This window comes from Agromyces sp. NPDC004153 (assembly GCF_053603635.1).
This window is the reverse complement of the sequence record NZ_JBSGFY010000001.1, coordinates 1,274,203-1,293,525: the sequence shown is the minus strand read 5'-3', so window position 1 is coordinate 1,293,525 and position 19,323 is coordinate 1,274,203. Positions and strand designations below refer to the sequence as shown.

Sequence of the window (19,323 nt, the reverse complement as noted above, 5' to 3'; positions counted from 1 at the left end):
GAACACGGCCGGCCGGTCTCTTCGTCGTGAAGGTCACCATGCCATCCAAAGCGCCGGAACGCGGGGCCGCGGCGGTCGAGTTCGCGCTCATCCTGCCGTTGCTCCTTCTCGTGCTGTTTGCGATCATCGACTTCGGCTGGGTGCTGAGCCAGCAGCTCGCCGTTACGGCCGCAGCTCGCGAAGGCGCTCGTTACTACGCGATTCACTACGACGATGAGGTCGCATCTGGCAGCCCAACGGTCGAGGAATCCGCAGAAGCACGCGCTGACGCGCTTGTCGCCGGCCCGGTTGAGTTCGAATACCCATTCCTTTGTAGCGACACGGTGGATGACGACGAGTTGACAATGGTCGTAACGACGCCATTGACCGATTTGACGGGGTGGTTGAGCGTGGCCGCACCGGAGGTAAGACTCAAGGGAACCGGGAGCATGCGATGCGGCGGTTGAACGTTCTTCGTGCTCACAATCGCGAGGAGCGCGGGGCTACCGCGGTCACGTTCGCTCTCCTCCTCGTACCGCTTCTCGCGATACTGGCGTTCGTAGTGGATATCGGGCTGCTGTACTACGAGAAGGCCCAGCTCCAGAACGGTGCTGACGCGGCAGCGCTTGCCGTCGCCCAAGAGTGCGCACTGCTACCCGACTCCTGTGAGGGGGATGCTAGCGACGTTGCATCCACGTACTCGGATAGCAACGCGAATGATGGAGCTGCCACCGCATCAATTCCCGAAGGCACCTTCGAGGTGGATGGTCGGAGCGGGAAGGTCACAGTCAGGACGTCGACCCAGACCATCGACGGTGACGCAGCACTCAGTCATCCTCTCGCCTCGGCCCTCGGACTCGCTCCTACGACCGTCGTTGCTGAAGCAAGTGCCGTTTGGGGGCTTCCCGTCGCGGGCAACACTCTTGCACTCACGTTCGGGCGTTGCGAATTCGCGGATCATGAGCCGACCGGTGACGATTTCACTGGCTCCACCATCAACATCAGCTATGACGTGACCGAGCGCAGGCATTGCGGGCCCGACGAAGACGGCGATGGCGTGGCTGATGTGTTCTCAAGGGGCGCATTTGGATGGGTGGAGTCTTCGAACTGCACGGTGGACATCGACCTAGCCGATCCATGGGTGCCAGGCACTTCCGGCGCCAACGGCAACTCTTCTGGATGTTCTGCCGAACTGCTCAGCAGTTACATCGGGCAGACCGTTCTCATTCCGCTTTTCGATGACTGCCGAGATGCATCACGCCCGACGGATCCAAATCCAATGTGCAACGGCTCTGACGTGGAATATCACTTGGTTGCCTTTGCCGCCTTCCACATCACCGGAATCCGAGTGCCAGGTATCAACGACCCCGATCGATCGGCGTGCTCGGGAGGCTGCGCCAATAAGACGATTCAGGGGTATTTCCGGTCGTATGTAGACCTCGCCGATGGATTCGAGTTGGGCGACTCGCCCGATTCGGACTTGATGATCGTACGACTGTCGGGCTAGTCCTGCACGGCACCCCTACTGCTTTTCCGCCATCAGGAGACATCCAATATGAAGACCCGAATCATCGGCGCCATCGTGGCACTCGTTGTCGCCGCCGTCGGAGCATTCTTGCTCATTACCTATGTGCGTGGCGCAGATGCGCGTGCCGCAGCCGGCACCGAGCTCGCCGAGGTGTACATCGTCCGGGAAGAGATTCCCGAGGGAACGGACGGTGGGGTGATCGCCGACTTCGTACGGCTGGACACAGTACCGATCCGAAACATCGCTGATGGCGCCGTCAGCGACCTTTCCGAGTTGGAAGGCCTCGTCGCCGACGCCGACATACTTGTTGGTGAGCAACTCCTGGAGGATCGTTTCATTGATCCAGCGGAGCTCGCCGCCACTGGCGATGTGTCGGTACCTCCGGGAATGCAGCTGGTGTCCTTCACGCTTCCCGCCGACAGAGTGGTGGGCGGTCAAGTCAAAGCTGGCGACCGCATCGGCTTGGTCGGTACCGTGGATCCGGATGAAGAAGGCGATTCCGCTGATGTCGTGAGCCCGATCACGCAATTCGCCTTCCACGGAGTGCTCGTGACGCGCGTTCAGGGGGTGCCGGCGCCCGATCCTGATTCGGGTGAGGCCGTCGATCAAAGGGCGGACGCGGACCTGATGCTCACGATTGCACTCTCGACCCACGACATCGAGCGATGGGTCTGGTTCGCAGAGGGAGAAGCCGCAAACTACGCGCAGATGTGGCTAACGCTCGAGAACGAAGCGACGGACAACGGCGGTTCGTCGCCGGTAACCGGAAGCAACGCTTGGCCGTGACGCCTTACCTCCTTATCAGCCGGTCCGCCGAGTACGAAGCCCGCCTTCGAATGATGCTTGGCGGCCGGCTGGGTGTTGTCACCGGGGAGTTCCTGACCTTCGGTACCGATGCAGTGATGAACCGCGTCGACGAAGTGCCGAGGATTGCCCTTTTGGGGCCTGTCCTCAACTATGAAGAGACTCGCGGGCTCGTCGAAGCGCTCACGACAAGGGATCCTAACGTCGGTTTGATCGTCGTTCGTGAGCAGCGATCTGACCTCGAGGATTGGGTCGACGAGCTGCCGCTGCATGCCGTCTTGAGCCCGGCTGCATCAGACGAAACCACGCTGGAGCTCATCGACCGATTGTCCAAGTGGCTTGTGGACAACGGCAAAGCGGCGGTAGGTGATTTCGACTCAGTGGGCCCGCAAGAGGTCGACGAACTGGCTCAGGGGTCGGTATCAGAGACCGAGCCCGAAGAATCGCCATTCGATGATCTTCTCGTCAGAGACGGCTTCGATCCGCTGACGCTTGCAACGCCGGTTCAGATCTGGGACTTTCCGCCGCTAGAAGACGGCGTGCCGAGCGAGGCAATCGCTGTCGTGGCGCCCAAGGGCGGTCAAGGGAAGACCACTCTGGCAGTCAATCTCGCGACCGGGTTGGCCGAAGTCGCGCCGAACTCGGTTGTGTTGGTGGATGCTGACATGCAGTTCGGTGACATCGCGACGGCGCTCGGACTCGAGCCGGAAAGAACGATTGTCGATGCCGTTTCAGGTCCCGCTGCAGATGAGATTGTCTTCAAGACTTCACTGACGCACCACGAGGATGGGTTCTTCGTGGTTGCGGGTGCGCCATCGCCCGAGCTCGGTGATTCGGTTCCCGCGACCGCACTTGGTCATCTAATCGAGCGTCTTCGCGGGACCTTTCGATACGTCGTCGTCGACACCACTCCTGGGCTTGGCGAACACGCGCTCGCGGTTCTCGAGCACGTAACTGATGGCGTGTTCGTGTCGAACATGGGCGTTCCCAGCTTGCGTGCTCTACGAACCGAGTTTGAGCTGCTGACCAAGATCGGCCTCATGCCCGGAAACCGTCATGTCGTCCTGAATCAGATCGACAAGATGAGTGGACTCTCCGTTCGGGACGCGGAACGAATCATCGGCGCGCCGATCGATGCTGAGGTCCCGCGCTCGTCGGCGGTGCTCCTCGCGAGCAATCGTGGTGTCCCATTGATACACGACGACGTCCGCGATCCAGCGGCCAAGGCGGTGCGTTCGTTGGTCCTGCGTATCGCGCCGGAGGCCTACCCGAAGCGCAGAAGGATTCAGAGAAAGCGGCGATCCGATGAAACTCAATGATCGACTGAACACGATCCGAACCTCCGAGCAGGTCAACATGCTCCAGCCTTCGGAAACACCGGCTCCTCCGACCCCGGAAGAAATGCTCATGGGCCGTGGGTCGGCGAATGTTGCGGAAGAGGCTCCTGAGCCACCGCTGTTCAAGCCGCCTGCGGTCCACGATCGCGCTCCCGCTCCAATCGACCCCCTTGCGTCCGTGAAAGAGAAGGCGGCAGAAGAGCTCTTCGCGCGGATTGGGTCGCGACTCAACGATGCGTCGCTCACCGAGGCACAACTGCATCAGATCGCGCGCGGCGAGCTTGCCGAGATCGTCGCAGGGGAGCAGCTTGCGCTCTCGACGGCGGAACGAAACCGTCTCATCGACGACATCGGCGCCGACGTGCTTGGCTTCGGTCCACTGGAGCCCTTGCTCGACGATCCGAGCGTGAGCGAGATCATGGTCAATCGCTACGACCAGCTGTATGTCGAGCGCAACGGTCGTTTGATGGAGACACCTCACCGGTTCACGGGCGAACCTCAACTCCGTCGCGTCATTGAGCGGATCGTCTCGCGTGTTGGTCGCCGAATCGACGAGTCGTCTCCGCTGGTCGATGCGCGCCTGGACGACGGGTCACGAGTCAATGCGATCATCCCGCCCCTGGCTGTGAATGGTTCATCTCTTACGATCCGAAAGTTCGCTGGCACCCCGTACACGAGCGAGGATCTCATCAGGTTCGGCACTTTCACTCCAGAGGTCGCAACCGTGCTCGATGCAGCTGTCCGAGCCAAGATGAACATCCTTGTCTCGGGAGGTACAGGCACTGGCAAGACCACGCTTCTCAACGTGTTGTCAGCGTTCATTCCTAGCGATGAGCGAATCATCACCATCGAGGACGCGGTCGAATTGCAGCTCCAGCAGGAACACGTCGTCCGACTCGAGGCGCGACCCTCCAACACGGAGGGTCGTGGCGAGATCACCATTCGTGATCTCGTCCGCAATTCACTTCGTATGCGGCCAGATCGGATCGTCGTCGGCGAGGTTCGAGGCGCGGAGAGCCTCGACATGCTTCAGGCGATGAACACGGGGCATGAAGGTTCGATCTCCACCTTGCACGCCAACTCGCCTCGCGATGCGATCTCGCGTATGGAGACGCTGGTGCTCATGGCGGGAATGGACCTCCCGCTGCGCGCGATTCGAGAACAAATCGCCTCCGCGATCGATATCATCGTCCAGATTTCACGACACAAGGATGGAGTGCGCCGCGTCACACACATCACGGAGGTGGCGGGAATGGAAGGCGAAATCATCACCCTCCAAGATGCATTCTCCTTCGACAACAGTGCGGGTTTCGATCCCGAGGGTCGAGTTCTGGGTCGGATCGAGCCAACCGGGGTAAGGCCCCGCTTCGCCGAGCGGATCACCGATCATGGCGTTGCTCTGCCAATGTCTCTTTTTGTGCCCGAGTATCGCGCCATGATGGGCGAAATCCGATGAACGCAGGCGTGGTCGTTCTCGGCATTGCGCTTTGCCTTCTTGCCGGGCTGGTCCTCCTGTTCTTCACCATCGCTCCACCGCGCCCGAGGATCGCTCGTGCCCGCCGAGAGGCGCCTGGATCTGAGCACGTGTCCGTCCTATCTCGGGTAACAACTCAGACGACAACCAAGGTCGACTCACTCATGTCGAGTGGCCGCGGGCGCCTTTTTTCAGCCGAGGAACTTGATCTCGCCGGGGTGAAATCTACGCGATCGCAGTTTGTGGTCATGGTTGCGTCGTTCGCCAGCGTCGCGGCATTGCTCGGAGCATTGATCGGCTTCGCGAACGGAACCTCTGTTGTACTGGCGATCCTTTTCGCACTGTTCACGCCTCTCGCCGCAAAGGTCTTTCTGGTATTTCGAACGTCACGAAGAAGGGCGAAGTTCGCCGATCAGATTGATGATTCGCTGCAACTCGTTGCGGGCTCGCTTCGCGCAGGGCACGGATTGTCCATTGCCCTCGGTTCGATCGCGAGCGATGCAGATCCGCCACTGAGTGAGGAGATCGCGCGCGCGGTCAATGAGTCCCGACTCGGGAGGTCTGTTCCTGACGCATTGGCCGTCACGGCAAGTCGGATGGAGAGCAAGGACTTCGACTGGGTTGCTCAGGCTGTCGCGATCAATGCGGAGACCGGTGGAAACCTGGCCGAGGTACTTGATCGGGTTGGCACAACGATCCGGGAGCGGAACTTGGTGCGACGCCAAGTCGCGGCGCTGAGCGCGGAGGGGCGGATGTCGGCCATAATCCTCGTGGTGCTCCCCATCGCACTTTTCGGCTTCTTCGCCATCATCCGCCCTGACTACATCACCGTCTTCTTCCAGACGATCGTCGGCATTATCGCGCTCGTCGTCGCCGCACTGCTCATGATTGTGGGAACGATCTGGATCGCCTTCGCAGTGCGGGTGAGATTCTGATGGTGCCATTCACGATCATCGCCTACGTGGCAATCGGCGCCACCGCGATCGCGCTCGGGGTGTTTGCATTCTTGCTGTTCCCTGTCAGGAAGCAGGTACCCGAAGCCTCGGAGGCCGCAGCCGAGCCTTCGGTCGTGCGAAGCAATGTTCCGCGGTCAACGATCCAGGCCTCACTAGTCGCCGCCGCCCCTCGCGGATACATCGGCTGGATCGAGAAACAGATCATTCTTGCAGGGCGGCCAATTGGTTGGTCGCTCCAAGGGATCATCACCTGGAAGATCGTGCTGGCGGTCGTCGTCGGAATCCTCGGATTTCTCTTCGTGGTTGTCGGCGGTCCGCACCCGTTCAAGGTCGTCATGGCCATACTCGCCGTTGTGTTGGCGTTCTTTGCGCCGGACGTGTTGATCAACAGCCGTGCCCATGATCGACAGAAGGCCATCGTCTACGCCCTTCCAGACACGCTGGATCAGATGACGATCGCTGTAGAGGCGGGGCTCGGGTTCGATTCCGCAATGGCGAAGGCGGCGAGGGCCGGAGATGGGCCACTCGCCGAGGAGCTTATTCGCGTCCTTCAGGACATGAGCATCGGGCGGACACGGCGTGAGTCGTTCAAGGAACTTGAAAGCCGCACGAGCTCCGAGGACCTTCGACGCTTCAGTCGAGCGATCATCCAGGCTGACGCATACGGCGTGGCCATCGGAGAGGTGCTGCGAGTTCAGGCGGCCGAGATGCGAACCAAGCGACGTCAACGAGCCGAGGAGCAGGCGCAGAAGGTTACGGTCAAGATCATCTTCCCGCTGATCTTCTGCCTCCTTCCCGTGATGTTCATCGTCATTCTGCTCCCACCGGTAATGGACATCTTCGAGACGTTCTCAGGGTGACCAGCCTCGGGATCCGACCGACGCCACGGTGCCGCAACTAGGCTTGCGAACATACCGCGGGGAGGTGCCGTGGCCGAGCAGCAGCAGGCGGAGCAGCGCACCGACGAGGGGCACGCCGAGCGCTGGCGCCCCGACGTGCTCGGCGACGGGTTCGAGCAGCTCACTATGCCGATCGGCAGCGACGACGAGGGCGATCTCGTCGCGACGCTCGTGCGGCATCGGCCGGCGCGGCGGTTCGCGTGGCCGTGGGAGCGGCCGGGTGCGGCATCCGGCTGCGACGTGCTCTACGTGCACGGGTGGAGCGACTACTTCTTCAATCGCGAGCTCGCCGCGTTCTGGTCGGCGGCCGGCGCCCGGTTCTTCGCGCTCGACCTGCGCAAGTACGGGCGGAGTCTGCGGCCCGGGCAGACGCCCGGGTTCATCACCGATCTTGCGGCCTACGACGTCGACATCGAGGCGGCGCTCACGGCGATGGGGCACGGGGCGGATGCCGCGGCATCCGCTCGGCCGCTGGTACTGCTCGGCCACTCGACCGGCGGGCTGACGCTGAGCTTGTGGGCGGCGCGGCATCCGGGTCGGGCGGCGGCGCTCGTGCTCAACAGTCCGTGGCTCGAGTTCCAACTGAGCCGAGTCGGGCGCGAGGCGATCACGCCGATGGTCGCGTGGGGCGCGCGCGTGAACCCGATGGGCCCGATGCCGAACGTCGACCTCGGCTTCTACACGCGATCGGTGTCGAAGGATTTCGACGGCGAGTGGGAGTACGACCCCGCGTGGCGGCCCGAACGGGGCTTCACGACGCATCCGGCCTGGCTCACCGCGATCCTCGCCGGGCACGCGAAGGTGGCAGCCGGCATCGACGTGGGCGCGCCCGTGCTGACGCTGCTGTCGGCGCGGTCGACGATCCAGGCGAAGTGGGATGACGCGATGCTGGCCACCGACATCGTGCTCGTGGTCGACGACATCGCCGACCGGGTGCTGAAGCTCGGTCCCGCGGTGACCGTCGCGCGCATCGACGGCGCCCTGCACGACGTGTTCCTGTCACGCGAGCCGGCGCGGGCCGCTGCCTACGCGGCCATCGCTCGGTGGCTTCGCGGATACGGGCCACGACCATGAGCACGACGACGATCTGGACCCGGCGAAGCATCCTCGCCGCGGGACTCTTCGCGTGGGTGGCGCTCGCCGTGTTCGCAACCGCCTGCATCGGAGTCTGGCTTCGGGAATCGTTCTGGCTGATGGATTACACGCTGAGGGCGGACGCAGTTGCAGGAGGAATGCCATGGCTGATCCTCGGAGCCGCGCTCTCGGTCGTCACCCTGATCTCCGGACGTCTGGTGGGTGGACGGTGGTGGGACTCGACTCTCGCCGTGACGCCTGCGATCGTCGTCGTCTTCGTCGAACTGATCACCGGGGTCGCAATGACCCTGTACGGACATGTGCTCTTCCTGCCGGCGGTCGTGATCGCGATGGTCGGCATCGGGGGAGTCATTCACGCCACAGTCAGGCGGCTCCGCCAGATGCCGGACCCGACGCCGGAGCGAACGGACCCCGCAGCGCCGCCCACTGCAGGAGCATGATCGTCTTCGCGTCGACGAGGCCCGCCGCGGACTCGACGGCCATGACCGGTTCAGGCGAAGACCGAGAAATGCTCACCACTACTGGGGGCTACCGGGTCGGGATACCCCGGCGTAGCGTCGCTCACAATCCAGGCCGGGCGACCCGACGTCGAGCCCCTTCGGCGGTCCGGCCATCGGTGGCGGTCGCGAGTGCGATCATCGGGTCGATCGAGCAGTGCGCGAGGAACTCGTGAAGAGGAACCCGATCCATCGCGGATCAACCGAAGTGCGGTCGTCGCTGAGCGTGGCGATCACTGCGGCGGCGTCCTCCTCCCTCCGCGTCGTGCCGCTCGCACGATGGACGGCGTCGGGTTCGCCGTTCGTTCCGCCCGCGACCGAGCCGCCCCGCACGACCGCCGTACGCGCGCCTGACGACACCACGATCGACGACGTCATCGCGGAGGCGCCGCCGGCACCGGTCCAGGAAGCCGAGTCGGACGATACCGTTCCGCTCGACCTCCGCGGGGCGATGGGCCCGCTCGTCGATGCCGCCGGCCACGTCGCGACCCCCTCGACGTGATCGCCCGCGGTGTCGGCGGGCGGGACGCTCGACGACGGCGGTGCAGCCGAATACGACGACGCAGTGCGGATGCCGCGTGGCAGGCTCCGCCGATCGGGCCCTCAGCCGGCGGCGCGACCAGCGGAGAACGGCCCCCGAAGCGCCGCCCACTGCAACAGCATGATCGTCTTCGCATCCACGATGTCGCGGCCGATGCGGTCGAGCGCGTCATCGAACCCGACCTCGAGCACCTCGATGTCCTCGCCCTCGTCGGCGAGGCCCGTGCGGGTGCCGGGAAGCACGTCGCCGCGGCGGTAGGGCGCGGCGAAGAAGTGCAGCCGCTCGGTCACCGAGCCGGGACTCATGTAGACGTCGAACACGTGCTCGACGTCGCCGACCATGTGGCCGGTCTCCTCCTCGGCCTCGCGGCGGATGGCCGTCTCGGGATCGTCCTCGTCGAGCAGGCCCGCCGCGGTCTCGACGAGCATGCCGTCGGGATGCCCGTTCACGTACACGGGGAAGCGGAACTGCCGGGTGAGCAGCACCGTGCGTGCCTCAGGCTCGTAGAGCAGGATGGTCGCGCCGTCGCCACGGTCGTAGGTCTCGCGCTCCTCGACAGTCCACGTGCCGTCGGCGTGCTGGAAGTCGAACGCCGTCGTGCGGGTCACGTACCAGTTCGACGCGAGCACGCGCACGTCGCGCACGCGCACGCGCGGGTTGCGATCGAGGTCGCGACCCGTGCGGTCGAGGCCCGTGCGCCCTCGCCGGTCGGGGACGTCGACGCCCGGCTGCGGGATCCGCTCGCCGTCGCCCGTGCGCGCGGCATCGACCGCGAGCTCGGCGTCGACCGTGCGCGCGGCGTCGACCGTGCGCGCGGCGTCGCCCTGCGGCATCCGCTCGCCGTCGCCCACCGCCGGCACGTCAGCGGAAGTTGACGAACTGGAGGTCGACCTCGAGGTCGGCGGCCTTCAGCAGGCGGATGACCTCCTGGAGGTCGTCGCGACTCTTCGAGGAGACGCGCAGCTCGTCGCCCTGGATCTGCGACTTCACCGACTTCGGGCCTTCCTCGCGGATGATCTTGCCGATCTCCTTCGCCGCCTTCTGGTCGATGCCCTGCTTCAGCGCGATCTCGATGCGGAACTCCTTGCCGGAGGCGTACGGCTCGCCGGCGTCGAGGCTCTTCAGGGTGATGCCGCGCTTGATGAACTTCGACTGCACGACGTCGAGCACCGCCTTCACGCGCTCCTCCGACGAGGCCTTCAGCAGGATCTTCTCGCCAGACCATTCGACCGACGCGCCCACGCCCTTGAAGTCGTAGCGCTGGTCGATCTCCTTGCGGGCCTGGTTGACCGCGTTGTCGGCCTCCATCTTGTCGACCTTGCTCACGATGTCGAACGTCGAATCTGCCATGCGGGCCAGTCTATCGAGGGCCGGGCGGATGCCGAGGGGTCGGCGGATGCCGCAGGGCCGCGGATGCCGCGAGCTCGAGCACGCCGCGGCATCCGTCGCACTCAGAGGCCGACGGCGTACTCGGCGAGCCAGCTGCGCAGGTCGGGACCGAGGTCGTCGCGATCGGCGGCGAGCTGCACGACCGCCTTGATGTACTCCAGCTTGTCGCCCGTGTCGTACCGGCGACCGCGGAAGACGACGCCGTACACACCGCCGGTGCCCGCGACGTCCTCCGCCATGGTCATGAGCGCGTCGGTGAGCTGGATCTCGCCGCCCCGACCCGGCGGGGTGCGCTCGAGCACGTCGAACACCTCGGGCTTCAGCACGTAGCGGCCGATGACGGCGTAGTTCGAGGGCGCCGCCTCCCGCGCCGGCTTCTCCACGAGCCCGGTGATGCGCACGACGTCGGGATCATCGGTCGGCTCCACGGCGGCCGCGCCGTAGAGGTGGATCTGGTCGGGGTCGACCTCGAGCAGCGCGATGATCGAGGCGTCCCGCTCGACCTGCTCATCGAGCATCCGCTGCAGGAGCGGATCGCGCGCGTCGATGAGGTCGTCGCCGAGCAGCACCGCGAACGGCTCGTTGCCGACGTGCATCCGCGCCCGGTGCACCGCATGGCCGAGGCCCATGGGGTCGCCCTGGCGCACGTAGTGCATGGCGGCCAGGCCCGTCGACGCGTTCACCTCCATGAGTTTCGCGTCGTCGCCCTTGGCCTTCAGCGTCGCCTCGAGCTCGGCGACCCGGTCGAAGTGGTTCTCGAGCGCGTTCTTGTTGCGGCCCGTCACCATGAGCACGTCGACGAGTCCGGCTGACACCGCCTCCTCGACGACGTACTGGATCGCCGGCTTGTCGACCACGGGCAGCATCTCCTTCGGCATGGCCTTCGTCGCGGGCAGGAATCTGGTGCCCAGGCCGGCGGCGGGGATGACCGCCTTCGTGATCCGCTCGTTCATCGCGTTCGCTCGCTCTCGTTCGACGTGTCGTTCAGGCCGGCCGGAAGCCCGTCGTCTCGGGCGGCGCCGCGTGGCGGATCATCAGGTGGCGCGTCACCGAGTAGTCGAGCAGCGGCTCGATCGACATGTCCTTGCCGAAGCCCGAGCCCTTCACGCCGCCGTGCGGTGCCTCCGAGGCGATCGGCAGGTGGTCGTTGACCCAGGTGACGCCGACGTCGAGCGACTGGCTCACGCGCAGGGCGCGTGCGACGTCCGACGTCCAGACCGACGACGCGAGGCCGTAGGCGCTGTCGTTCGCGAGCGCGATGCCCTCGGCCTCGCCGTCGAACGGCAGCACCACGAGCACCGGACCGAAGACCTCGCCCTGCACGATCTCCGACGACTGGGATGCCCCGACGAGCAGCGTCGGCGCGAAGTACGAACCGGTGCGGTCGATGGCGTGGCCGCCGACCAGTGCCTCGGCGCCCTCGGCCACCGCGCGCGAGACGAAGCCCTCGACGCGGGAGCGATGCGCCTTCGACACGAGCGGCCCGATGTGCGTCTCGGGGTCCAACGGGTCGCCCGCTACGACCTGCGCGAGCGCGTCGCGCAGCGCGTCGACGCCCGCGTCGTACACGGAACGCTCGAGGTAGACCCGCGTCGCGGCCGTGCAGTCCTGGCCCGTGTTGTAGGTCGCGCCGAGCGCGACGGCGTGCGCCATGGCCCCGAGGTCGGCGTCGCGGAACACGATGACCGGCGCCTTGCCGCCGAGCTCGAGGTGCACGCGCTTCACGCCCTCGACCGCGCCGCGCATGACCGCCTTGCCCGTCTGCGTCGATCCGGTGACGCTCACCATGTCGACCTCGCGGTGCGTCACGAGCGCCTGGCCGACCTCGGCGTCGCCCGTGACGACGTTGAAGAGCCCGGCGGGGAGGCCGGCTTCGACGGCGAGCTGGGCGAATCGCAGGGTCGTGCGCGGCGTGGCTGGCGCCGGCTTCACGATGACCGCGTTGCCCGCGGCCAGCGCGGGCCCGGCCTTCCAGATCGCCATGATGAGCGGGAAGTTCCACGGCGTGATGCCCGCGACGACGCCGACCGGCCGGCGGGTGAGGATCGACGTGTAGCCGTTCGAGAACGACCCGGCTCCGGTGCCGTCGAGCGACCGCGCGGCGCCCGCGAAGAAACGCAGGTTGTCGATGCCGAAGGGCAGCTCGCCGTCGAACGCGGTGGTCCACGGCTTGCCCGAGTCCTCGACCTCGAGCTTCGCGAGGTGCTCGGCGTCGGCCTCGAGCGCGTCGGCGAGCCGCAGCAGGGCGAGCGACCGCTCGCCCGGGGTCTTCGCCGCCCATTCGGGCTGCGCGGCTCGTGCCGCCGCGGCCGCCTCCTCGACGTCGTCGACGCCCGAGGAGGTGAACGCCGCGACGTCCTCCTCGGTCGCCGGGTTCGTGATGACGGCGTCGCCGCCCGTGCCGGCGCGGTACTCGCCGATGAAGGTTCCGGTGGTCATGGTGCGCCTTTCATGAGTTGAAGCCGAGGCCGAAGCGGTCGAGGGTGCGGAGCCACAGGTTGCGGCGGCCCTGATGCGCGTCGGCGGCGAGGATCGAGCGGCGGGTGAACTGGACGATGGGGTTGCGGAAGGGCTCGGGCGGGATGGGGAACGGCCGGCGCCGCACGATGTCGTAGCGGAGCCGCGACGTGGGCTCGCCCGCGAGCAGGTCGAGCGCGACATCCGCCGAGAACCGCGACGCCCCCACGCCGAGGCCGGTGTGCCCGACGGCGTAGGCGACGCGACCGCCGAGCGCCGTGCCGTAGGCGGCCGTGAAGCGCGTCGTCGAGTCGATGGGGCCGGCCCAGCGATGCGTGAAGCGCAGTCCCTCGAGCTGCGGGAACGTCTCGAGGAAGTGCCGGGCGAGCAGCGCGTGCGAGCTGTCGCGCTGCTCGAGGCTCGCGTCGACGCGCCCGCCGAAGTAGTACACGGCGTCCCATCCGCCGAACAGGATCCGGCCGTCGGCGGTCGGCCGGTAGTAGTGGAACTGGTTGCCCGCGTCGGTGAGCCCCTGGCCCTCGGCCCAGCCGATCGACGACTGCTGCGCGATGGTGAGCGGCTCGGTCATGAGCACGTGGTCGTAGAGCGGCATGATCCAGTTGCCGAGGCGCTTCAGGGGCGCCGGATAGGCGGCGGTCGCGATCACGACGTCGCGGGCGTCGACGTGGCCGTGCGCGGTCGAGACGCGCACGCCGGCACCGTGGCGGGCGAGCCCGGTGGCGGCGGATGCCTCGAGGATGCGCACCCCGCGACGCTCGAGCTCTGCCGCCATGCCCCAGGCGAGCAGTGCCGGGTCGACGAGCACAGTGCCCGTGCGGTCGCGGAGGCCGCCGAGGTACGTGGGGGAGTGCACGTCGGCCTGCACCTCGTCGCGCGACTGCAGCTCGAGCGCGATGCCGTGCCGCTCGCCGAGCCGCTGCGCCTCGCGGAGGCCGTCGAGCTGCCACTCCTCGACCGCGACCGTGGTCTTGCCCGAGCGGCGCAGGTCGCAATCGATGCCGGCCGTCTCGATCGTGGCCACCAGCTCGGCGAGGTTGCGGTCGCCCTCCTCGTGCAGGGCCCCGACCTGGTCGGGCCAGATGGCCGTGCCGTGGGTCAGCCCGTGCGTGAGCGAGCTCGCGACGAACCCGCCGTTGCGACCCGTCGCGCCGTGCGCCACGCGCTCGGCCTCGAGGACGACGACCGAGCGGCCGGGATCGCGTTCCACGGCCCGCCACGCCGTCCACAGCCCGGTGAAGCCGGCGCCCACGACGACGAGGTCGGCCTCGAGCGCGCCCTCGGCGCGCGGACGAGGGTCGGGTGCGTCGGCGCGGTCCATCCAGTACGGCGTGTGGGAGGCGTCGCGGAGCGCGTCGACCGCGGCATCCGTCATCGAGGTGCCCGTGCTCACACGCGCTCCCGCGCGCCGACGCGTTCGATCACGTCGGCCGCGACCGAGACGCCGGCACGCGAGCGGATGTCGGCGCCGACGGCGGCGACCCGCTCGCGAAGCGCCGTGTCCTCGAGCAGCGTGCGCACTGCGCCCTGGAGCTGCTCGGGCGTGAAGCCGTAGGTGTCGAGCCGGATGCCGAAGCCCCGCTCGTGCACGCGCTGCGCGTTGTCGTACTGGTCCCAGAAGAGGGGCAGCAGCACCATCGGCTTGCCGAAGTGCAGCGCCTCGGTCGTCGTGTTGTTGCCGCCGTGCGTGATCACGAGGTCGACGAGCGGCAGGATCCGCGTCTGCGGCAGGAACTCGGCGCCCCACATGTTGTCGGCGAGCTCGAACTCGTCGTGGAGCGGGCCCTTCGAGACGATGACGTTCACCGGCTGGTCGGCGAGCGCGGCGATGACGCGCTGCATGAGCTCGACGTCGGCCGAGCCGAGCGAGCCGAGGCTGAAGTAGACGAGCGGGCGGCTGCCGTCGGTGAACGACGCGGGCAGGTCGGCGTTCGCCTGCTCGGTCTCGCGGACCGACGAGTCGAGCCGGTGCCAGGTCTCGTCGAGCGGGCGCGCGTCGGTGTAGTCGAGCACCTCGGGGTAGACGTAGAGGTTCTCGTCACCGCGGTGGATGAACTCGAGGTCGGGCAGCGGCGGGGCGCCCTGCTCCCGCACCCACGCGTCGTAGGAGGTCCAGAGCGATCGGTGGGTGCGCTCGTACTCGGTGCGGAACGCGGCCCAGCCCGCGCGGTCGTCTTCGGCGAGCCCCGAGAACACCGGCGCGATGTCGTCGCCAGGCACCTCGAGCGGGTTGCAGCTCATGATGCGCACGAACGGCACGCCCGCCGTGACGAGCGCCGGGAACGCGATGACGTTGTCCTCGATGATCACGTCGGGCCGGACGCGCTCGATGATGGCCTTCAGTTGCGGCTCGCAGAACTTCGCGCCGTTCGCGAGCTCCTCCCAGATCGGCAGGGTCACGGTCTCGAGCTGCTCGGCCGTCGTCTTGCGAAACTCCGGCGAGACCTCCTTGATGTAGTCCTTCCAGAACTGCCCGGCGTCCTGCTCCTCGTCGCCGTCGACGCCCTCGGGTGCCGGCGCCAGGTCGACGAGGTCCTCCTCGAACCCGAGCGCCGCCAGCTTGCCCTGCCACGAGCGCTCGGCCGCGAACACGACCCGGTGGCCGCGCTTCAGCAGCTCGTTGCCGATGCCGATGCAGTTGTTCGTGGGGCCGTAGGCGCTCTCGGGCATGAACAGGAAGGTGCGGCGCTCATCGGACATGGGGGCTCCGTTCGTCTGTGTTCTCTGAATGTTGCTGGAAAGAATGGATGCGGTCAAGATCTCTGTGAGATCAGGTCAGTTCGGCCTATGATTGACCGACGATGCAGACAATCTGTCTGATCCGGAGGGAGCGAGATGGCCAGGCCGAAGCGGCAGGAGGAGCGTCGCAGCCAGCTCGTCGCGGCGGCCCAGCGCGCGATCGCGGCGCACGGCCCCGAGGGCGCGCGGCTGAACCGCGTGGCCGAGGAGGCGGGGCTCACGTCGGGTGCCGTGCTCTACTACTACCCCGACATCGACGAGCTCATGTTCGAGGCCAACCGCGCCGGCATGGAGCGCTTCTACGAGGGTCGCGTGCGGATGCTCGAGCAGCTCCCCGACGACCCGGTGACGCGCCTGCTCGCCCTCGCGAAATCGGGCCTGCCGAGCGGCTCCGGCGACACCGAGGTGCGCCTGCTGTGCGAGCTCGGAGGATCGGCGGGCCGCAATCCGCTCATGGCGTCGCTCCTCACGACCCTCTACGACCGCCAGGTCGGCATGTACCAGGTCGTGCTCGAGCAGGGCGCCGCCCGGGGCATCTTCGCGCTGGCGCAGCCGTCGGTCGTGATCGCGCGCAACCTCGTCGCCCTCGAGGACGCCTACGGCTACCGCATCATCGCGCAGCATCCGACCATCGACCACGACGCCGCCCTCGAGCTCATCGTGGCCTACGCGCGGCTCGCGACGGGTCACGCGCTGACCTCCTCCTGAGGCGCGGGCGCATCGCCGGCGGGCGACCTTTCGCCCGATTCCGCATCGGATGCCGCGGCGCCCGCGTTCGCGTCCTCGTCCTCGACGGATGCCGCCGCGGCCTCCCGCGCCACGACCGCCGCTCGCCCGAACCGTATGCCGACGGCATCGCCGCGCGCGACCCGGGTCGCGCCGTGCACGGTCGCGAGGATCGGCGCCGCGAGCGAAGGCACCTCGATCGAGATCGTGGAGGCGCCTCCGAGGAAGTAGGTGTCCACGACCGTGCCGCGCAGGCCCGACGTCGCGGCATCCGTCAGCTCGACGTCTTCGGGTCGCACCACCGCGGTGGCCGGGGCGCCGGCTGCGAGCACGTGCGGCGCCGCCACCTCGCCCGCGCCGGGCACGTCGACGCCGGCCGAGGTCGCCGTTCCGTCGAGCAGGTTGGCCGTCCCGATGAACGAGGCCACGAACCGCGTGGCGGGGTTCGCGTACAGCTCCTGCGGGGTCGCGAGCTGCTCGAGGCGTCCGTCGCGCAGCACCGCGATGCGATCGGCCATGGACATGGCCTCCTCCTGGTCGTGCGTCACGACCACGAACGTGAGGCCGACCTCGTGCTGCAGGCGCTTCAGCTCGAGCTGCATCGAGGCGCGCACCTGGCGGTCGAGCGCCGAGAGCGGCTCGTCGAGCAGCAGCAGGCGCGGGCGCTTCACGATCGCTCGGGCGAGGGCGACGCGCTGGCGCTGGCCGCCCGAGAGCTGCGCCGGCCGCCGCTTGGCGAGGTGCTCGAGGCCGACCACCGCCATGACCTCCTGCACGCGGCTCCTGACCTCCGCCCTGCCGACGCCCTCGGCCTCGAGGCCGTAGCCGACGTTCCGCTCGACGCTCATGTGCGGGAAGAGCGCGTAGCTCTGGAACATCATGTTCACCGGCCGCTTGTGCGGCGGCATCCGCAGCAGGTCATGGCCGTCGACCTCGATGCGACCCGACTCGGGCGTCTCGAAGCCCGCGATGGAGCGGAGCAGCGTGGTCTTGCCGCACCCCGAGGGGCCGAGCAGTGCGAAGAACTCGTTGTCGCGGATGTCGAGGGAGACGTCGTGCAGCGCGACGGTGTCGCCGTAGACGGCGCGGACGCCCTCGACGCGGAGGAGGGGTGCGTCGGACGGGTTCGTGGTTCCGGTCACTTCGGGGTTCCTGTCAGTCGGGTCAGTCGCTGCGCCGCGATCACCGTCACGATGCTCACGAGCAGGAGGAGGCTGGCGAGGGCGTTGACCTCGGGCGTCACCCCGAAGCGCACCATCGAGTAGATGACGATGGGCAGGGTGGGTTGCGTGGGCGCGGTCGTGAAGAACGCGATCACGAACTCGTCGAGCGAGAGGGTGAACGCGAGGAGCGCGCCCGCGACGATGCCCGGGGCGAGCTGCGGCAGCGTCACGCGCATGAACGTGCGCACGGGACCCGCGCCGAGGTCTCGCGACGCCTCCTCGAGGCTCGGATCGAGCGTCGCCATGCGCGCGAGGACGATCGCCGTGACGAACGCCGTCGCGAACACCGCGTGCGCGAGGATCACCGAGTGCAGGCCCAGGGTGACGGTCAGCAGCGAGAACAGCGTGAGCAGGCCGATGCCGAGCAGCAGGTCGGGCAGGATCGCCGGGGCGATCGCGAACGCCCGCACGAACCCGCCACGGGTGTAGTGCGCGATGCCGTACGCGAGCAGCGTGCCGAGCACGGTGGCGATCGCGGTGGCGCCGGTCGCCACGATGAGCGTGTTCACGAGGCCCTGCATCATCTGCTCGTTCTGGAACAGCTCGGGGTACCAGCGCAGCGAGAACCCGCGCCACACGAAGAGGTTCTCCGAGTCGTTGAAGCTCATGATGACGACCACGAGGATCGGCAGGTACAGGAAGGCGTAGCCGAGCCACAGGGGCACGAGGATGCCGCGGGGCTTGCGCACCGCGCGCGGGCGCGCCGCCGGCTCGAGCTCGCGCATGGCCGTCGTCGACGGGTTCGAGGTCGCGTCAGCCACGGCGGGGTCCTTCCGTGAGCCGGCGGGAGACCGCGGTCTGCGCGAGGATCACGAGCACCAGCAGGATCGTGAGCAGCAGCGCCAGCGTCGCGCCGAACGGCCAGTCGCGCGCCTCGAAGAACTGGTCGCGCACGAGGTTGCCGACCATGATCGTCTTACCGCCGCCGATGAGCTCGGGGATCACGAAGTTCGACATCGCGGGCACGAACACGAAGATGCATCCGGTCAGGGCGCCCGGCAGCGAGAGCGGCAGGGTCACCGTGCGGAACGCGCGCCACGGGGACGCGCCGAGGTTCGTGGCGGCCTCGCGGAGCGACGGGTCGAGCTGCTGCAGCGACGCGTAGAGCGGCAGCACCATGAGCGGCAGGTACATGTAGAGCAGGCCGACCACGATCGCCTGCGGCGTGTACAGCATGCTGATCGGCTCATCGGTGATGCCGAGCCCCTGCAGCCACTGGTTGACCCAGCCCGCGTTGTTGAGCAGCAGGATCCACGCGTAGGTGCGGATGAGGAAGTTCGTCCAGAACGGCAGCACGATCGCGATGAGCGCGACCGTGCGCCACTTCGGCGAGAGTCCGGCGATCGCGTATGCCATCGGGTAGCCGATGACGAGCGCGAGCACGGTGACGATGAGCGCGAGCCCGATCGACTGGAGGATGACGCCGAGGTAGAGCGGCTCGGCGAGCTTGATCCAGTTGTCGAGCGTGAACTCGAAGACGAGCCCCCCGAAGCGGCCGCGCTTGAAGAGCGTGTAGAAGGCGAGCAGCCCGACCGGGATCGCCATGAAGACGATGAGGAAGATCGTGCCCGGGGCGAGGAACGGCAGCGAGGCGATCCCCCGCCGCGCGCGAGGAGCGCGCGCGGCAGGGGTCGTCCGTTGGAGCGTCGAAGTCACTGCGT

The 19,323-nt window shown here is 67.2% G+C and carries 20 protein-coding genes; 11 read left to right on the top strand and 9 right to left on the bottom strand.

Annotated features, from left to right (window positions below):
- Nucleotides 1-38: 38 nt before the first annotated feature.
- The 10 genes from ACWEOH_RS06015 to ACWEOH_RS05970 all read left to right on the top strand — a co-directional run bounded on the left by ACWEOH_RS06015 (nt 39) and on the right by ACWEOH_RS05970 (nt 9,071).
- On the top strand, nt 39-446 hold the full coding sequence (locus ACWEOH_RS06015) for a TadE family protein (protein ID WP_452029136.1): 408 nt from the start codon (nt 39-41) through the stop codon (nt 444-446).
- Entirely contained in the window at nt 434-1,486 is a 1,053-nt protein-coding gene (locus tag ACWEOH_RS06010) for a pilus assembly protein TadG-related protein (RefSeq protein WP_452029134.1), read from the top strand. Before ACWEOH_RS06015 ends, ACWEOH_RS06010 begins: the two co-directional genes overlap by 13 nt.
- A gap of 48 nt (nt 1,487-1,534) precedes the next feature.
- Nucleotides 1,535-2,293, top strand: coding sequence for a Flp pilus assembly protein CpaB (cpaB, locus tag ACWEOH_RS06005; RefSeq protein WP_452029132.1), 759 nt, complete (start codon nt 1,535-1,537; stop codon nt 2,291-2,293).
- On the top strand, nt 2,290-3,630 hold the full coding sequence (locus ACWEOH_RS06000; protein ID WP_452029131.1) for an AAA family ATPase: 1,341 nt from the start codon (nt 2,290-2,292) through the stop codon (nt 3,628-3,630). The genes cpaB and ACWEOH_RS06000 overlap by 4 nt, the downstream gene beginning before the upstream one ends.
- Nucleotides 3,617-5,104, top strand: a complete 1,488-nt coding sequence (locus ACWEOH_RS05995) for a CpaF family protein (RefSeq protein ID WP_452029129.1) — start codon at nt 3,617-3,619, stop codon at nt 5,102-5,104. The genes ACWEOH_RS06000 and ACWEOH_RS05995 overlap by 14 nt, the downstream gene beginning before the upstream one ends.
- Nucleotides 5,101-6,057, top strand: coding sequence for a type II secretion system F family protein (locus ACWEOH_RS05990; RefSeq protein WP_452029127.1), 957 nt, complete (start codon nt 5,101-5,103; stop codon nt 6,055-6,057). The genes ACWEOH_RS05995 and ACWEOH_RS05990 overlap by 4 nt, the downstream gene beginning before the upstream one ends.
- Before the next feature lie 2 nt (nt 6,058-6,059).
- Nucleotides 6,060-6,938: a type II secretion system F family protein gene (locus tag ACWEOH_RS05985; protein WP_452029125.1), complete on the top strand. Its 879-nt coding sequence runs from the start codon at nt 6,060-6,062 to the stop codon at nt 6,936-6,938.
- A 165-nt stretch (nt 6,939-7,103) separates the two neighbouring features.
- On the top strand, nt 7,104-8,051 hold the full coding sequence (locus ACWEOH_RS05980) for an alpha/beta hydrolase (protein ID WP_452031862.1): 948 nt from the start codon (nt 7,104-7,106) through the stop codon (nt 8,049-8,051).
- A complete protein-coding gene (locus tag ACWEOH_RS05975; protein WP_452029123.1) occupies nt 8,048-8,512 on the top strand; it encodes a hypothetical protein in 465 nt (154 codons plus the stop codon). Before ACWEOH_RS05980 ends, ACWEOH_RS05975 begins: the two co-directional genes overlap by 4 nt.
- Nucleotides 8,513-8,834: 322 nt before the next feature.
- Nucleotides 8,835-9,071, top strand: coding sequence for a hypothetical protein (locus ACWEOH_RS05970; protein ID WP_452029122.1), 237 nt, complete (start codon nt 8,835-8,837; stop codon nt 9,069-9,071).
- Between the two features lie 101 nt (nt 9,072-9,172).
- On the opposite strand, the gene ACWEOH_RS05965 is transcribed toward ACWEOH_RS05970, so the two are convergent.
- The 6 genes from ACWEOH_RS05965 to ACWEOH_RS05940 all read right to left on the bottom strand — a co-directional run bounded on the left by ACWEOH_RS05965 (nt 9,173) and on the right by ACWEOH_RS05940 (nt 15,674).
- Entirely contained in the window at nt 9,173-9,970 is a 798-nt protein-coding gene (locus ACWEOH_RS05965; protein WP_452029120.1) for an NUDIX domain-containing protein, read from the bottom strand.
- Between the two features lies 1 nt (nt 9,971).
- Nucleotides 9,972-10,460, bottom strand: coding sequence for a YajQ family cyclic di-GMP-binding protein (locus tag ACWEOH_RS05960; RefSeq protein WP_452029118.1), 489 nt, complete (start codon nt 10,458-10,460; stop codon nt 9,972-9,974).
- A gap of 101 nt (nt 10,461-10,561) precedes the next feature.
- The gene (locus ACWEOH_RS05955) at nt 10,562-11,452 is read right to left on the bottom strand and encodes a UTP--glucose-1-phosphate uridylyltransferase (RefSeq protein ID WP_452029116.1); all 891 of its coding nucleotides are present in this window, start codon (nt 11,450-11,452) and stop codon (nt 10,562-10,564) included.
- A gap of 31 nt (nt 11,453-11,483) precedes the next feature.
- A complete protein-coding gene (locus ACWEOH_RS05950; protein WP_452029114.1) occupies nt 11,484-12,938 on the bottom strand; it encodes an aminobutyraldehyde dehydrogenase in 1,455 nt (484 codons plus the stop codon).
- A gap of 10 nt (nt 12,939-12,948) precedes the next feature.
- On the bottom strand, nt 12,949-14,367 hold the full coding sequence (locus tag ACWEOH_RS05945) for an NAD(P)/FAD-dependent oxidoreductase (protein WP_452029112.1): 1,419 nt from the start codon (nt 14,365-14,367) through the stop codon (nt 12,949-12,951).
- Complete coding sequence (locus ACWEOH_RS05940) at nt 14,364-15,674, bottom strand: glycosyltransferase (RefSeq protein WP_452029110.1); 1,311 nt, start codon at nt 15,672-15,674, stop codon at nt 14,364-14,366. Before ACWEOH_RS05940 ends, ACWEOH_RS05945 begins: the two co-directional genes overlap by 4 nt.
- Nucleotides 15,675-15,809: 135 nt before the next feature.
- Between ACWEOH_RS05940 and ACWEOH_RS05935 the strand changes: the two genes are divergently transcribed.
- Nucleotides 15,810-16,421 (top strand): TetR/AcrR family transcriptional regulator, encoded by a 612-nt coding sequence (locus ACWEOH_RS05935; RefSeq protein ID WP_452029108.1) that lies wholly within the window; start codon nt 15,810-15,812, stop codon nt 16,419-16,421.
- Here the strand turns inward: ACWEOH_RS05935 and ACWEOH_RS05930 are convergent.
- From ACWEOH_RS05930 to ACWEOH_RS05920, 3 genes are read right to left on the bottom strand one after another with little or no spacing between them, the layout of a single operon-like run.
- Nucleotides 16,400-17,581, bottom strand: coding sequence for an ABC transporter ATP-binding protein (locus ACWEOH_RS05930; RefSeq protein WP_452029106.1), 1,182 nt, complete (start codon nt 17,579-17,581; stop codon nt 16,400-16,402). The genes ACWEOH_RS05935 and ACWEOH_RS05930 overlap by 22 nt on opposite strands.
- A complete protein-coding gene (locus ACWEOH_RS05925) occupies nt 17,578-18,423 on the bottom strand; it encodes an ABC transporter permease (RefSeq protein WP_452029104.1) in 846 nt (281 codons plus the stop codon). Before ACWEOH_RS05925 ends, ACWEOH_RS05930 begins: the two co-directional genes overlap by 4 nt.
- Nucleotides 18,416-19,318 (bottom strand): ABC transporter permease, encoded by a 903-nt coding sequence (locus tag ACWEOH_RS05920; RefSeq protein WP_452029102.1) that lies wholly within the window; start codon nt 19,316-19,318, stop codon nt 18,416-18,418. The genes ACWEOH_RS05925 and ACWEOH_RS05920 overlap by 8 nt, the downstream gene beginning before the upstream one ends.
- Nucleotides 19,319-19,323 lie beyond the last annotated feature (5 nt).